At 41.3% G+C, this 14,715-nt stretch carries 13 protein-coding genes; 3 read left to right on the top strand and 10 right to left on the bottom strand.

Translation table 11 applies throughout. The annotated features are described in order from the left end of the window. Nucleotides 1-60: 60 nt before the first annotated feature. From KZA12_RS11055 to KZA12_RS11065, 3 genes are all read right to left on the bottom strand, one after another. Nucleotides 61-1,044, bottom strand: coding sequence for a malate dehydrogenase (locus tag KZA12_RS11055; RefSeq protein ID WP_218690260.1), 984 nt, complete (start codon nucleotides 1,042-1,044; stop codon nucleotides 61-63). A gap of 196 nt (nucleotides 1,045-1,240) precedes the next feature. After that, the gene (locus KZA12_RS11060) at nucleotides 1,241-2,008 is read right to left on the bottom strand and encodes a hypothetical protein (protein WP_256932946.1); all 768 of its coding nucleotides are present in this window, start codon (nucleotides 2,006-2,008) and stop codon (nucleotides 1,241-1,243) included. A 413-nt stretch (nucleotides 2,009-2,421) separates the two neighbouring features. Next, entirely contained in the window at nucleotides 2,422-4,569 is a 2,148-nt protein-coding gene (locus KZA12_RS11065) for a lytic transglycosylase domain-containing protein (RefSeq protein WP_218690261.1), read from the bottom strand. Nucleotides 4,570-5,117: 548 nt separating this feature from the next. On the opposite strand from KZA12_RS11065, the gene miaB reads away from it, so the two are divergent. Further along, nucleotides 5,118-6,614 (top strand): tRNA (N6-isopentenyl adenosine(37)-C2)-methylthiotransferase MiaB, encoded by a 1,497-nt coding sequence (gene miaB / locus KZA12_RS11070; protein WP_218690262.1) that lies wholly within the window; start codon nucleotides 5,118-5,120, stop codon nucleotides 6,612-6,614. Between the two features lie 147 nt (nucleotides 6,615-6,761). Here miaB and KZA12_RS11075 read toward each other — a convergent pair whose 3' ends face one another. The 6 genes from KZA12_RS11075 to KZA12_RS11100 form a co-directional block, all read right to left on the bottom strand. Next, the gene (locus KZA12_RS11075; RefSeq protein ID WP_218690285.1) at nucleotides 6,762-7,007 is read right to left on the bottom strand and encodes a hypothetical protein; all 246 of its coding nucleotides are present in this window, start codon (nucleotides 7,005-7,007) and stop codon (nucleotides 6,762-6,764) included. A gap of 55 nt (nucleotides 7,008-7,062) precedes the next feature. After that, nucleotides 7,063-8,277: an RtcB family protein gene (locus KZA12_RS11080; protein ID WP_218690263.1), complete on the bottom strand. Its 1,215-nt coding sequence runs from the start codon at nucleotides 8,275-8,277 to the stop codon at nucleotides 7,063-7,065. 911 nt (nucleotides 8,278-9,188) lie between these two features. Beyond that, nucleotides 9,189-9,947: a LysE family translocator gene (locus KZA12_RS11085; protein ID WP_218690264.1), complete on the bottom strand. Its 759-nt coding sequence runs from the start codon at nucleotides 9,945-9,947 to the stop codon at nucleotides 9,189-9,191. A gap of 176 nt (nucleotides 9,948-10,123) precedes the next feature. Then, nucleotides 10,124-11,371, bottom strand: a complete 1,248-nt coding sequence (argE, locus tag KZA12_RS11090) for an acetylornithine deacetylase (protein ID WP_218690265.1) — start codon at nucleotides 11,369-11,371, stop codon at nucleotides 10,124-10,126. Nucleotides 11,372-11,444: 73 nt separating this feature from the next. Continuing rightward, complete coding sequence (locus KZA12_RS11095) at nucleotides 11,445-11,927, bottom strand: nucleoside deaminase (RefSeq protein WP_218690266.1); 483 nt, start codon at nucleotides 11,925-11,927, stop codon at nucleotides 11,445-11,447. Nucleotides 11,928-12,174: 247 nt separating this feature from the next. After that, complete coding sequence (locus KZA12_RS11100; RefSeq protein ID WP_201623487.1) at nucleotides 12,175-12,828, bottom strand: UPF0149 family protein; 654 nt, start codon at nucleotides 12,826-12,828, stop codon at nucleotides 12,175-12,177. Between the two features lie 209 nt (nucleotides 12,829-13,037). Between KZA12_RS11100 and KZA12_RS11105 the strand changes: the two genes are divergently transcribed. Next, the gene (locus KZA12_RS11105) at nucleotides 13,038-13,499 is read left to right on the top strand and encodes a hypothetical protein (RefSeq protein ID WP_201623486.1); all 462 of its coding nucleotides are present in this window, start codon (nucleotides 13,038-13,040) and stop codon (nucleotides 13,497-13,499) included. Nucleotides 13,500-13,562: 63 nt separating this feature from the next. Then, complete coding sequence (locus KZA12_RS14930) at nucleotides 13,563-14,030, top strand: cell division protein ZapA (protein WP_256932947.1); 468 nt, start codon at nucleotides 13,563-13,565, stop codon at nucleotides 14,028-14,030. Between the two features lie 69 nt (nucleotides 14,031-14,099). Here the strand turns inward: KZA12_RS14930 and KZA12_RS11115 are convergent, their stop codons facing one another. After that, the gene (locus KZA12_RS11115) at nucleotides 14,100-14,348 is read right to left on the bottom strand and encodes a hypothetical protein (RefSeq protein WP_227677275.1); all 249 of its coding nucleotides are present in this window, start codon (nucleotides 14,346-14,348) and stop codon (nucleotides 14,100-14,102) included. Nucleotides 14,349-14,715 lie beyond the last annotated feature (367 nt).

Genomic DNA, 14,715 nt, shown 5'->3' on the forward strand with positions numbered 1-14,715 from the left:
AAAAAAAGCCTCACTATAATAGTAAGACTTTTTTATTATCTATTAGCTATAAAATTTAGCTTATGGCAATAGATGTGATACGGCATCACGCTCTTCGCTAAGCTCTTGCTCAGTAGCTGCCATTTTATCTTTTGAGAAGTCTGATGATACATCAACACCCTCAACGATAGACCAGTCACCATCTTTACAAGTACAAGGGAATGAGTAGATCAAACCTTTAGCAATACCATATTCGCCATTAGAATAGACACCCATAGATACCCAATCATCGCCCTCTGTACCCATTACCCAGGTACGTACATGGGCAATAGCTGCGTTAGCAGCAGAGGCTGCTGAAGAGGCACCACGTGCTTTAATAATTGCTGCGCCACGCTTCTGTACTTCTGGGATATAAGTGTTTTCATACCAATCACGATCAACCAAATCCAAGGCTGGCTTACCGTTAACCGTACAAGCCGTTAGATCAGGATACTGAGTGGATGAATGGTTGCCCCAGATGATCATCTTCTTAACATCATTGACTGTAGTTTCTGTCTTTTCAGCCAACTGAGCTATACCACGGTTGTGATCCAAACGAGTCATTGCAGTAAAATTACGTGGATCAAGATCTGGTGCATTACGCTGAGCGATAACCGCGTTAGTGTTTGCAGGGTTACCCACAACTAAAACTTTTACATCACGGTTAGCCACGTCATTAAGTGCTTTACCTTGGGCTGAAAAAATCGCCGCGTTAGCTTCTAATAAATCTTTGCGTTCCATACCTGGACCACGTGGGCGTGAGCCTACTAATAAAGCATAACTCACATCTTTAAATGCTACTTTGGCATCATCCGTTTGAACGATATCTACTAATAAAGGAAAGGCACAGTCTTGTAGTTCCATAACCACACCCTTAAGGGCGTCAAGTGCTGGAGTGATTTCAAGTAAATTCAAAATAACAGGCTGATCTTTACCTAGCATCTCACCAGATGCAATACGAAATAACATTGCATAGCTGATATTACCTGCAGCACCAGTTACGGCAACACGTATAGGCTGTTTCATAAAATACTCCCTAATTGATTATTAGATATGGTTTTCTTGCTTATTAATTTATGCTCATTGAGCTTGTATGTAGCAACTGCCATAAACCGAGGCTAGTGTAGCACTTCGTTTGCCAAACCGTCTAGGGACAACGGTAAGTGCATTATGGTCTATTTTGTTACATTTTATACTTACCATAACTTAAAGATATCAGCGCTTATTTGCCGCCTGAAATGATAAAGTTTTTACCACAACTATTTATTGGACTGCTACAAGTACCGAACTGGTTACCCTCATAACAGATATGCACTTCGGTAAGGATGGATTGACGCCGGTTAGCATCCTGACAGATCAGGTCAATACTGGCACTATTCATTCCACTATTTAGTCGAGTCATCTGACCTAGAAAACTTGACTTAGAAACGGTATAACTATTGCCACTGTTGAGCTCACTTGGTAACTTTAACTCGCTAGCAAGACTGACAATCTGGCGAAAGTAATTGTTGGCACTCAGTGGGCTGCAAGCACCATATCTATACCACGCTTGGCTCCGAACCGTACTATCTGGCATGATACGGTTGACCACTTTAAGTTGTAAAGGCGTCAAATCAGGCTCACTACCCCGTTCACAACGATTGCCAGAGCCTAGATTGAGACCTGCTACTGTCAGTGAATAGCCTTCTAAACACTGGCGCATGCGCGAACGCGAGGGTTGCATTTTACATAACGCTGGAGTCATCTCAATCATCAGTACTCGCTGCCCGCTCTTAGATACATTGGCAGCTTGAGCGGGCGTTGATGTCATCCCTAATAGCAGGCAGCATCCTACGATAGCACTAAACAAAGTAGACTTAGTAGATGTAGTAGCTGCTGAATAGCTGCCGGTTATCGACTTTAATTTTATGATATAGCACCACCATAGCTGCTTAATCAACTGCGAGTTAGTGATTATAGGACTGGTATGTTGTAAGGATTTTTTTATCATAATTAATAAAACATTCAGTCGTTATCAAGCGATGGTTATAGACTTAGGTAACCATACTCAGAATAGTGATAATATTTAATGCAATGGTAACAAAACCCTTTTTTTAATCTATAGCAGAAACGTAAGTTGCTGAGCAAACCGCTGAGAATATTCTTTTATTAGCGCCCAGTTTCGACAATAGCTTCTATTAAAATAGTAGGTAATAAGACTATAAAATAAACTCTTAAAAATAGAGTAAATAAGGCAACACCAAGGAACACCTGCTTAGGGTGTGTTTATTGAATACTTTTAGCAACAAGGCTAAAAAAATAAGCCATTAGTAGCGAAGTACTAATGGCTTATTTGCACAAATAATGATTTAAATAATAGCGACAGATTATAACAACGCTACGGTCGATAGCTATCAGCTATAGTTAAAAAGCGGCTGGAATAGTACCCATACGCTGAGTGATAGGCTGCCCACGACCTAATAGATTACTATATATCGTAGCATTCTCCATAACATGTTTGACATAATTGCGGGTCTCAGGATAAGCGATAGATTCAACATACTGGTCAGCATCAAGCGTCCCATACACTGGCTGCCAGCGCTTAGCTTTATTAGGTCCTGCATTATAGCCTGCCGTTGCTAGTACTGGCTGAGAATTTAACTTAGCCAAAATATCACTCATATACCAAGTGCCATAACGAATATTAGTATCGCCACTATTAGCTTTAGTTGCGCTATAGGCTTCACCTAAATTACGAGCAATATACTTGGCGGTGTCGGGCATAATTTGCATCAGACCACTAGCGCCAACGTTCGAGCGTGCCGAGGTCACAAAACGACTTTCTTGACGCATAATGCCATAAGCCCAAGCCGGATCTATACCTGCGTTCTGGCTATAACGAACTACAGAGCTCTGATGTGGCATCGGGTGTGATAGCGCTAAACTACTGGCTTTATCAGTATTATCTGCCGCATAAATAGCACGATCAAGCCAGCCTACATCATGTGCTTGTAGCGCTGCTGCAATGATCAAGTTGTCATCACGCTTGTCACGAGCCTGCTTAACCGCCCAGTTCCATTCGCGATTAGCATGAGTTCGATTGGCATCACCATTATATAAAGCGAAAGCACGAGCGAAGTTTGGGTCTTGCAGGACACGAGCACGATCAGCGCTACTAACGTTAGGTAAGTTATTACCGCCTAAGGCATTAATATCAAAACGCTGACCCGCCTTATCTTTAGCCATCAAACCATAATACTCATTACTCTTGGCTAGCTGCTGATACATTTTTTTAGCAGTGCTGCGCTTACTATTATCGCCTGATTGCTCATAAGCACGTGCTAGCCAGTATTGCCATTTGTTAGTTTTTTGAGTTTCAGCATCCATTTTGGAGATGGCTTCAACCACATCATCCCAACGACTAAAGCGAATAGCAGCTATAGCATAATCTTCAGCTTCTTCAAAGTTAAAGTCATTATCCAAGCTGTTACGGAACCAGTCAACGGCCTCAGCATTGAAGCCATCATCAGTATTGTGCCCCATACGCTCTACCCCAAGGATACGATAGGCATAACGACGAGTGTCATCATTTAACAGGCGCGCTGAACGCTGATTATCTTGCTTAATATCGAATTCCAGCTGTTGCGAGGCTTCACGATAAGATTTGTCAGCTAGGCGTCCCATAGCATATAGATATAAGTATTGGTTGGTTTGGCTATTAGGCTGCATGCCAAAACGACTGAAGAACGACGTTGGGCTTAGCTGAATTTCACTGAGTGCCGAATAAGGAATAGTGGCCCCAAGACGTGAAGACAATGTCATTATATCGCCAGTCTTACCCTTACGCAGCATACGCTTTAGCCGTGCTGCACGGTCTTGATTACTGATCAACGCATTGTTATTCATCTCAGTCGCTAGCTGCTCACATAGTGCTGGCTGCTTGAGAGTTTTAAGCCAAACGTCTGATTTCTCTGCCATGGCACGCATAGTATCGCCACCATTATTAAAACCCAGCCCAATAGCACAGCGCTCGCTCGCATCGGCGTTGGTGATCAAATTGGCCACTTGACGTACAGAAGCATAATCCCCTGCAGCTGCTTTAGTTTCAGCAAAATCAGCAGCCAGTTTTTCAGCCATAACGGTATTTGGATATTGACGAACAAATTGTGATACTGCTGCTGAACTTTGCGCATTCAAATCTAAGTTCATTCGCCAATAAGTAGGATACATCGCAAACAAGCCACCGCTCATCGACTGCTCATAATTATAGAGCGCATTCACATCGCCACGACTTTCCGCTTGGGCGGCAGCATTAAAGGAACTAACACTACTATCTTGCTGAAAATTAGTCGATTGCTGAAAGTTGCTTGGTTGCTCAAAGTTGCTTGGTTGCTGATAAGTATTCTCTTCACTATTACCCCATGTCAGCTCAGCATGAGCGACTTGTGATAACCCTAGCGCACTCATTGCCGTTGCTAAGCTAAGAGCACTCATTTTCAGGGTGGCGGCATTGAAGCATTTGGGCCTAGTGTCACTATTACTAAGGTTGTGGGCAACATTATGCTTTGTCATTCTGACTCTCTTAATTATGTAAAGACATATTAGATATTCGACCTTGAGGTTATTATCGAAATATCAGACACGCCCTAATAAGGCTTAAACAGCGATTCATTGAATATCGCTAAGGTGATGGCGCTTATCATACTATATTAAGCCAACATTAGGCCAATGTTGAACCATTACCTTTACCAATTATAAATAAATAGGACAATAGCGAGTAACACAACCGTGATATGAGTGCTTTAAGATACGCAACTGGTTGTAATCTAATACTTTAAGTTAACTGTACTAGATAATAGTTAAAGACTAGTGATAGCTAACAAAGCTCTATTACTAAAAATGCTGAGAGGTAAAAGCTAGCATTAAAGCGCTGTTATCAAGGTCTATGCTTAGCTTAGACAGCGATTAGTTAAGCAATTGATACTATTATAAATAATTTATCATGATTATAGCTATCAGACTAAGCTTCTTTTTCACATTGCTGACCGATTATGATAAAATATGCCACCATTAATGGCCTGCTGCCGCTATATTCTGTTTGTTAATCATGGACTTTACTTATGAGTGTTACTGTATTTAACCCCCGCATCGATGACGCTGTTGCTAACCAAACTGATAGCGATATGGTTAGTGGTACTATGGTCAATGCTCCTGTAAAGCTAGCCTCAGAGGCAGCGCCAGCCATAGCAGCTAAAAAAGTCTTTATTACTACTCAAGGCTGTCAGATGAATGTCTATGATTCTGGCAAAATGATTGATGTGCTCGGCGATTCGCATGGTATGGAAGTCACTTATAATATCGATGAAGCTGATGTGCTACTGATGAATACTTGCTCTATTCGTGAGAAAGCACAAGAAAAAGTCTTCTCTGAATTAGGCCGCTGGCGCAAGTTAAAAGAAAAACGTCCAGAGTTAGTGATTGGTGTTGGCGGCTGCGTAGCTTCACAAGAAGGCGATAACATCCAAAAGCGTGCGCCTTATGTCGATATGGTATTTGGACCACAAACTTTGCATCGCTTACCTGAGTTGTATGATCAATCCAATAAGCAGCATGATATCGCCCCAAAAAACCGTATCGGTACTATCGATGTGTCCTTCCCTAGTATCGAGAAGTTCGACTTCTTGCCGGAGCCACGGGTCGAAGGTTACAAAGCTTTTGTCTCGATCATGGAAGGCTGCTCAAAATATTGCTCATTCTGTGTAGTGCCTTATACTCGCGGCGAAGAGTTGTCCCGCCCACTCGATGATGTGTTGGCTGAGATTGATATCTTAGCAGCGCAAGGTGTTCGTGAGATAAACTTATTAGGTCAGAACGTCAACGGCTATCGTGGCGAAAAAGACGATGGCAGCATTTGCCGTTTTGCTGAGCTATTACACTACGTCTCACATGTCGATGGTGTAGAGCGTATTCGTTATACTACTAGTCATCCGTTAGAGTTTACTGATGATATTATTGACGCTTATGCCCAACTACCGGAGCTAGTATCACATCTGCATCTACCAGTGCAGAGTGGCTCGAATGCGATATTGGCAGCGATGAAGCGCAACCATACTATTGATGTTTATATCGATCAGATCAATAAACTTAAAGCTATTCGTCCTGATATTCATCTCTCTAGTGATTTCATTATCGGCTTTCCTGGTGAGACCGATGAAGACTTTCAGCAAACGCTAAATTTAGCTAAAGAATTGAACTTCGATCATTCCTATAGCTTTATCTATTCTAAGCGTCCAGGCACACCAGCCGCTGAACTGCCTGATGATGTGACTTTTAAGACTAAAAAGGCACGCTTAGCTGAATTTCAAAAGGTTATTATCGATTCAACGCTACAAAAATCTTATGAGATGGTTGGTACGACCACTCGAGTATTAGTCGAGCAAGTAGCCAATCGTCACCCTGATTGTTTGATCGGTACCGCTGATAATACTCGTACGGTGATGTTCCCCTATGACGCTGATAAAATGGACGAGCTACTAGGCAAGATCGTTAACGTGCGCATTACTGACTTTGTCAGTCCGCATATGGTCAAGGGTGAGCTGATTGAGGTCTTAGCTTAGGTTGATTGATCTTCAATATTTGATTGAAATCTTGTAGGTTGGCGTGAAGATTGTGACAGTCAACGATTATAGAATAAGAAAAGCCGTTCGCTATTGATAGTGAACGGCTTTTTTGTGAGTGAATGTTTATCTAGATTGAATCAAAAGCTACTCTAATGACCAGTCTGTGCGTCGCAGCTGTTGCTTGGTTTCACGACGGCGCTTTTTACGAGCGATATCGATATCTTCTCTTTCATGAATCCCGCCCTTTTTTAACAGCGGGTCAAGCGCCAAATAGTTGCGTGGTTTGACAGTGCCTAGTAATTGACTAGGGCTATTGAGAACATCGCTATTGCGACTTTCTAACTGCCGTTCAATCTGCTTGGCCTTTTTTAAGGTTTGTTTTAAGCTCATTAGATTACCTATATTTATAATTTATTCGATCAATTTTGGTTTTTAGCGGCAAGCATTAGCCTTTAATACACATAACCTGCTTTAGCGTATGCACGACTTCTACTAAGTCGCTCTGGTTGGCCATCACTTCATCGATATCTTTATAGGCGTTAGGAATTTCATCGATAACCCCTTTATCTTTACGACATTCGACGCCTTGGGTTTGTGCTTTTAACTCATCAATAGTGAAAGTACGCACCGCCTTACCCCGACTCATACGTCGCCCTGCTCCATGTGAACAGGAACAAAACGACTCACTATTGCCTAGACCACTAACAATAAAAGACTTAGCGCCCATCGAGCCAGGAATAATCCCCAGCTCACCGGCATAAGCACTAATAGCCCCTTTACGAGTGACATAGACTTGCTCACCAAAATGCACTTCTTCATTGACGTAATTATGATGACAGTTGATAGCCTCTTTGGTTAGCTGAAAGCGTGGCAATCCTACTTGTGGCGACTGCAAGGATTTGATAACCAAGCGCATCATCTCGCGACGATTCTCCAAGGCATAGTCTTGCGCCCATTCCACAGCTTCAATATAATCAGCAAAGCTATCAGAACCCGCAGCAAAGTAGGACAAATCGCGATCAGGCACATGACCAAAGCGTGATTGACGCTCCTTTTTAGCCAAATTAATAAAATACTGACCAATACAATTACCAATGCCGCGACTGCCAGAATGTAGCATTACCCAGACATCATTATTCTCATCTAAGCACAACTCAATAAAGTGATTACCTCCGCCCAAAGTCCCTATTTGCTTAGCCCAAGTACGCTCAAAACCTCTGAGCATTTTAAGCAGCCCCGGATGTTTATCAGTAATCGGCTTTAGCCGTTTTGCCAGTGGGTCAAGAGTCGATATTTTGGCTTGAATTTGCTTATGCATATTAAAACCAAGCGGTACTTGTTGCTCCACTGCTAAACGTAGTGACTTTAGGCTATCGGGTAAATCGCTTGCTGTTAGTGATAATCGCACTGCATTCATTCCACAGCCAATGTCGACCCCGACTGCCGCTGGAATAATGGCCGATTTAGTAGGAATCACACTCCCTACGGTTGCCCCTTTACCCACATGTACATCAGGCATCACTGCAATATGTGAATGCACAAACTCCAACTGTGCTAAGTTACGCAGCTGTTGTAAGGCACCTTGCTCTATATCAGTAGTGTAAATCTTCACCGGCAGCCCATTTTTACCACTTTCATTTAATACTAATTGAATGCTCATTAATAATTTTTCCATCTTTTAATTATCATTGATACTTTATTGCTAGGCTTTTATTATTTTTTATCAATTATTCTTTATCAATTATTAGGTAATACTTATCCCGCCTAATTAAATAAGAAAATTATTTTTAATAAGTTAAATTTTAGACAATAAAATACCGTTACCTTTATTGAGAGCAAATAAATAATCTCAATAAAGATATATTCTATTTTTTGGTTTTTGAAGTTTAATAAAAGATTGATAGCAGGTAGTAGCCAAGATAATATTTACTAATAAATATCGCTGGTACTAGTGCTTATAAGCCATAGCTATGAAAGTGAAAAGCTGAGCCGATAGGATTATTTATTTACCATAATACGGCTGTGTATCATCCAAGACCTAGCAAAACGCTAAGCAGACTTGTCGATATAATCGTATTATATAAATAGATATTTCCGTGCAGCGCCAGACTAAGCATTGTGTAGCAAGGCTTAAGGTATAAGCCACTAAATATAGTCTGAGGTGATTAGCTCGGCAGATGTTGATAAAGCCAATAGATTAGCAGAGAACTGCTGTCTAAAACTTAGCCCAACCTTTGCGAGGTCATCACTGCTGTCATTTCATTAATACATTCAATCTTTAAAAACGTCAAAAACATCTTAGCTTTTAGGTGGGACATCGTTATTCCTCCATAGGTTGTGGCTAACTGTCAAAGGCTGACAATAGCAGGGTAATTAAGATAGGTTATTAGCGAATAGTATAAATCTAATCGATAATATTGAATTATAATAAAGGTTTAAATTATAAAGTCAATAATTTTTTGAATATTCCAATAAAAATTTATTATATTAATAAACAATAACATTTTTTCATAGAGAAAAATTCTTTTAATAGTTATAAAAATCCATAGCCAGCTAATAAAATACTTTATATTAATTTAATAAATTACTAATGACTTCCACTAATAAAGCGCCAGCAATTAACATAAAAATAACACTACAAGCACGATTTAACCAAGTTAGACGGTTACCAACATCGAGCCAGCCCGCTAGTTTTTTACCACTGACAGTATAGATTATTTGCCATATAGTCTCACTTAAGAATAGCCCTATAGTTAGCAAGATATATTGCGGAAAAAGCGCTGCGCTAAAATTGATAAATTTGGGGAAAAAAGCCGCGAAGAATAAAATAGCTTTTGGATTAGATAACGACACCCAAACTCCAGTACGGAATAAGGTGAAGTTAGTAGGGCTAGTGTTGACCGCAGCGCTAGATAATGATCGTGGCTTAGGGGCTTGATGAAGGCTATAAGACCTATTAGCGTTATCCGACATTTCATCGTTATCTAAGTAGTCAGCAGCTACCTCTGCACTCACTGCGCGGGCGTCGTCCATCAAGCTACGGTCGCTAGTATCACGCCATGAGCTTATACCTAAATAGATTAGATAAACAGCGCCCACTGTTTTGATAACCTCTAATAACCAAGGCGATTGACGACTAATGACATCTAGTCCAAGCAGTGTCGATAACAGTAGAATAAACAGTCCCAGACTCAGTCCTGCCAGCGTCCATAAGGTACGTTTGACGCCATAGTTCATGCCATACTGAAACGCCAATAGCATATTAGGACCGGGGGTCGCTGATATAAAAAACGTACTCGCAAAGAACACTGCAAACAGGTGCCAAGACATCAACTAACCCCTAATGTATTGATTAAAAGCCTGTGCTTAGTGAGGCTATTATTAGAAAGCTTACACTGAAACGCCGTGCCACGCTAAACAACAACCATCAAAAAAACACCGCCATAAAGACGGTGTATTTTATACCTATTGAAGCTCATTTGAAATGATGATTAACTTTATAGTAGCTAAACGCTGGTACAACTCTCAAGCAAACGCTGTAGAAATCCATCACAGCGCTCAAGTTCAGCAAGTTCGACATATTCATCCGCTTTATGAGCCTGCTCAATACTACCTGGGCCACAGATGATAGTTGGAATGCCAGCATTAGTGAACTGCCCTCCTTCGGTAGCGTAGGCAACTTTATGGCGTTTACTATCCTCAACCAATGCCGCTACTAACTGTTGTAGCTCATCATTAGTGCTGTCAGTCATCGCTGGCACACTTTCTTCTTGTAGCAGCTCAATACCAGTCTCAGGGGCACGTAATTGCATCTGCGCGTTTAGCTCCGCAACTTTGGCCTGAATAGGTAGTAGGATATCCTCTTGAGTCATATGCGGTAGATTGCGATAATCAAAAGTAAATTCACATAAATTCGGCACAATATTAGTCGCTGTACCTCCTTGAATCGTACCTACTGAGAGCGTGGAATACGGTACATCAAATAGGGCATCGCTATCATCACGGTGACTTAATTTTTCTGCCAAATCATCGACAAAACCGATTAAGCGACTAGCGTAGCTGATTGAATTGACCCCTTGAGTAGTCAGTGACGAATGAGCAGACTTGCCATGCACACGGCAGCGATACACCGCAATACCTTTATGCGCCACCACCATAGTCATATTAGTCGGCTCGCCAACGATACAATAATCAGGCTTGATACCACGAGTCGCCAAATCTGCCAAAATTAATGGCGCTCCTAGACAGCCTACTTCCTCATCAAAAGATAAAGCCAAATGGATAGGACGATGCAGCTTACCGGCTTTAGAGAGCTTTACCGCCGCTGGTAGTAGATTCAGTGCACAAGCGATAAAACCCTTCATGTCGCAAGAGCCACGTCCGTAAAGGCGTGAGCCACGAATAGTAGCGTTGAACGGATCAGAAGTCCATTGCTGCCCATCGACTGGTACCACATCAGTATGCCCAGATAATACTAGACCGCCAGTGCTAATATCCGCGTGCTCACCAGCAGCCACCGTAACGAATAGATTGGCTTTATCTTGCGCCTGATTAAAAGTCAAATCTACTGACAAACCCAACTGCTCACAGTAAGCTTGCACTTGTTTAATGAGCGCTAGATTTGAATAGCGACTGACAGTATCAAAACTGATCAAATGGCTCAGCCAATCAACACTGTTATGAGGGTAAGCCTCAGTAGGCTTAGGCTGACGATCAGTTTGATAATCAGTGGTAGTGCTAGTAGTTACAACCATTGGATATCCCTTCAGTACATTAGTACATTCAATATAAGAGCAAGTCAACGAATGAGGCTAAAATCTTGCTTTTTTAGGCTTGTTGCTGAGCACGACGTTGCAACTCTTTTACTTGTTGATCTAATCCGGCGATCGGCCCTTCTACTGGTATATTGGGCGCAACTTGTTGAATAGCTAAGCTGTTGATCGGTGAAGTCGATTCCACCCCCATCTCCTGCATCCACTCGCCCAATTGTTCAGATGAGCTAATATAGACAATACGGCCAAGACCAGCCCAAGCATGCGCCGCTGAACACATAGCGCAATGCTCACCTGAAGTATAGACTGTAGCTTGTGCTCGTGCCTCTGCAGTCATATTTTGCGCCGCCCAACGAGCTACTGCAATTTCTGGATGATAAGTAGGATCAACGCTATTAGCACGGTTACGATCTTCATTCATTACCGTACCATCAGCGGCGACTAGCACACTACCAAATGGCTGATCGCCAGCCTCTAAAGCTTCAGTTGCTAGCTCAATGCAGCGCTGCAAATGTTGTTGGTCATTATCCTTTGTCATGATCTATTCTCCAGCTTATTTTTATTTATCATTAGGCGGTGTTCAGCAGTTCGGCACACACAGCCCTATATAGTTATCACTATCGAACACGCTCTAATGCTTAACCCCCATATTAGCTCTTATTGCAGCATTGTATTGAGGTCAATTTGCTCCCGATAGCTTACTGAGGTTACTAAACCGTGAATAGGCTTTAATTACTAACGATCAGTCGTCAAAGCTAGGCAGTCAAACATAAAAGCTAAAAGGCTTACGATGGATTGTTTTTATTCATTATATCGATCACAGGTGGGATACGCTTTGGCAACTTGCCCTCTGCTTGTAACTCTTTGGTAGTTTTAGCATCTATAGCCAAACCTGCAATCAGCGGCAGATCTTTTACTGGTTTGCGTGGACGAGTAGCAAAACTAACTGGCACCATACGGGCAAACTCATAAAGATGAAGGTAGGACTCTTCGCCCCCTTCAAAATCTTCATCGTCTTCTAGGCGAATACCACCGATCTTAGCTAGATCAATGAGCATTTCGTTCTCTTCGCTAGTTAAATGACTATCCGTAATACCAAACCCAGTCATAAAGCCATTTGACCACTGTTTCAAGGCCATTACTCGCTCGTATAAATCATGTTCATCATCAGGTACTAATGGCGCAAAAGCATAAGCATCATCTTTATCTTTGAGCTGAAATACCGTATCTTCAGCCTCTTCGGCTAATAAGGTCAACGCAGGCTCTGGTAGTGGCGAAAAGCTTAATTCCTCAAGCACAGTAGCCCAGACTTGCTCATCAGGCGCATCACAGGCAGTCATCATGCCAGTCATAAAGCCGTGCAATTCGCTGATAGTCACATCAGTCCACTCTTCAAATACAGTAGACCAAGTATTCCAGCCTGAGATATTATCATTCATAAAAGATGTCCTAGTTATTGGTTAATGCTATTTAGTTATTAATTAGCGTAGCTATAAATAATTATAGCCAACTGACCAATCGAGATATAAAGTAAGACAATAAGGGTAATTACCTTGTTGATATAGATATTATGCGGTCACCTATGGCATTATTAAACGTATAAACATAAATTCATTCACACTCTACTGGTTAAGGATACAAACTGACTATGTATGATCAATTAAAAGTCTTAGAAAAGATGATACTCGATATCAAGAAGCAGCATCAACTTGTCAGTGGCGAACTTAATCGCCTCAAACAGCGGCCAAATATCGACCCCAAAGAACTATCAACCCTCAAAGCCAAACTAGATAGCAGCTATGCTGAACGTGACAATGGTAAAAAGCGCTTTGTTGACTTGGATAATCGTTATCAGAGTTTAGCTGAAGCCCATCATATGATAGGGGAAGAACAAGATAAGATTCAAAACCAGCTGGCTGAGTTGCAACAAAGCAATGAACAGTTGCAACAGCATAACAATACGCTTAAACAGCAAAGCTTGGAGCTGCAACAGCAAAACGAAGAGATCAAAAAGCAAAATAATGACTTGCAAGAGAAAAACCAATTGGCAGCAGAGCGCACCCAAGTGGTATTGCAGCGTTTGACTCGTATTGACCAAATAGACGGTTAGGCTCAGTTGTCGTTTACTTAGCTGACCATACTTTAACTGTTTTTATATTTTGTAGGATTTTTTATGACCGATAATAACTCAAATACTCAAGCTACAGCGCAACAAAAATCAGCAACTACTGATAAAAAACCTGATAATCAAGAGCTTAAGCCAGTCATTCAGACGCCAGGTACTAATAGTGTACCATCAGCAGCCAAAGGTGCTGATAGCTCTAAAAAGACGGTGAAACCCGCTGAAGCACCAATGAAGATGGTCAACATCTTTATTGCTGACTCCAGTTACAATATCTTTTGTCCAGTACATGAAGAACAAGAATTGCGCTCAGCTGTGCATTACATCAATAACTTCGCTACCGATATAAAAAAAGATGCCCCTAAATTGAGTCAAGAAGACTTATTGGTTTTAACTTGCCTAAACCTATACGAAAAGATTCAAGACAATAATAAGGCCGAGATCAGTCGTCAGCAGCAAAATGATCAAAACGAAGCCTTTTTAAACAAAATCATAAAAGATGCGCAGTCCATTTTATAATCGTTCTATAACAGCTATCGTAAGTAGAGGCTGAGCTTAACTGATATAAAGGTAAAATAAAGAACCAGCTTATGGCTTATAGCTTTTGCCTGCATGAAAATCAGCTTGATGTTCATAATTGCAAAAGAATAAGGTATTGTCTTCTGTTAGATCACTAGCAGCTGACTTAGATGCCACAGTTTTGGTTTCGAGCACACCACGATATTCGGCTAAGCTATGACCACAAAAATTGCAATTGCGGGGTTCAGTTACGTCGCCTTCTTGTGGCATCATGCTTTTTGGTGCACGTGGGTACATGACTTTATAGAACAGCCACATGCAGATCCAAACTATAATTATTATGATGACAATAGCAAACACGATAGTGCTCCTTTAAACAATATTTAATGATCTATGACTTAGAGTTTACTGTAACTGACGCAGCCAGCACAATGGCTACTCTGTGTAATTACTCACTACTTACCTAGTGGTTAAATAAAATAGAAGTATTAAAAACTAAGCTATTACAGATTCAGCTCCTAAAAAATAAGTCGCTTCATACTGTGCTTAGTAATCCGCTGGACATAATAACCCATAAAAAACTGGCTCTGTAATGATCAATTAGCAGAGCCAGTTTTTTATTTATATAAAGCTTTAATCAGCGTACAGTTGACCAGTAAGCCACGGTTAAATAATTCCTTCACTA

The organism is Psychrobacter sp. BF1, assembly GCF_019279065.1.
Lineage (GTDB): Bacteria > Pseudomonadota > Gammaproteobacteria > Pseudomonadales > Moraxellaceae > Psychrobacter > Psychrobacter urativorans.

Bases quoted from the DNA above. Each gene is read 5' to 3' on its own strand.
- KZA12_RS11075 (WP_218690285.1), bottom strand. From the start codon at position 7,007: ATGAGCTTAAAACAAACCTTAAAAAAGGCCAAGCAGATTGAACGGCAG.
- miaB (WP_218690262.1), top strand. From the start codon at position 5,118: ATGAGTGTTACTGTATTTAACCCCCGCATCGATGACGCTGTTGCTAAC.
- KZA12_RS11115 (WP_227677275.1), bottom strand. From the start codon at position 14,348: ATGTGGCTGTTCTATAAAGTCATGTACCCACGTGCACCAAAAAGCATG.
- KZA12_RS11080 (WP_218690263.1), bottom strand. From the start codon at position 8,277: ATGAGCATTCAATTAGTATTAAATGAAAGTGGTAAAAATGGGCTGCCG.
- KZA12_RS11100 (WP_201623487.1), bottom strand. From the start codon at position 12,828: ATGAATGATAATATCTCAGGCTGGAATACTTGGTCTACTGTATTTGAA.
- KZA12_RS11055 (WP_218690260.1), bottom strand. From the start codon at position 1,044: ATGAAACAGCCTATACGTGTTGCCGTAACTGGTGCTGCAGGTAATATC.
- argE (WP_218690265.1), bottom strand. From the start codon at position 11,371: ATGGTTGTAACTACTAGCACTACCACTGATTATCAAACTGATCGTCAG.
- KZA12_RS11095 (WP_218690266.1), bottom strand. From the start codon at position 11,927: ATGACAAAGGATAATGACCAACAACATTTGCAGCGCTGCATTGAGCTA.
- KZA12_RS11105 (WP_201623486.1), top strand. From the start codon at position 13,038: ATGTATGATCAATTAAAAGTCTTAGAAAAGATGATACTCGATATCAAG.
- KZA12_RS11065 (WP_218690261.1), bottom strand. From the start codon at position 4,569: ATGACAAAGCATAATGTTGCCCACAACCTTAGTAATAGTGACACTAGG.
- KZA12_RS11060 (WP_256932946.1), bottom strand. From the start codon at position 2,008: ATGATAAAAAAATCCTTACAACATACCAGTCCTATAATCACTAACTCG.
- KZA12_RS11085 (WP_218690264.1), bottom strand. From the start codon at position 9,947: ATGTCTTGGCACCTGTTTGCAGTGTTCTTTGCGAGTACGTTTTTTATA.
- KZA12_RS14930 (WP_256932947.1), top strand. From the start codon at position 13,563: ATGACCGATAATAACTCAAATACTCAAGCTACAGCGCAACAAAAATCA.